Here is a 502-nt window from a genome sequence, read left to right on the forward strand (position 1 = left end):
AAGGGCGTAAACGAGGAAAAGAAATCGAATAACGCGATTGCCAATAAGTACGCTCAAGGTAATCCAGATGCGCAGCAGCAAAAAAGCAGTCGGTGCGCCACTCTTCCAAACCAATCAAAGCGCCAAGACCGATTTTGTCGATCCCCGCCTTTGCCAACCTATCAGGCGTTCCAAGCCGGTATCGGAACTACATTTTATTGCCACGTAAATGATGCTGAGCATATGTTTTGGGATGATAGGTTTCTTGATACACCATCACCGCATCAAGGCCCAATGTTTTGAGCTCGGCGTATTCGTCCTGATCCAACGGTTGGACTTCCATCGCTAAATAGTTAAATCGCTGCTTGATAATTGGCACCATTTCGCGAAAGTATTTCATCCCAACTTTGGTCTCATGCTCACCCGTTACCAGTAACACGCTGTCGAACTTCATTCGCTTAATCGCAGCAATCTCCGCCTCAACTTCGTCCCTATTCAGCGTTCTTCGCTTTATCCGGTTCTC

The 502-nt window shown here is 47.2% G+C and carries 1 pseudogene; it reads right to left on the minus strand.

The window, feature by feature from the left end:
* Nucleotides 1-502, minus strand: a pseudogene (locus tag R7Z77_RS28810) (radical SAM protein); the annotation flags it as partial.

It is taken from the genome of Vibrio sp. 1401 (assembly GCF_033340295.1).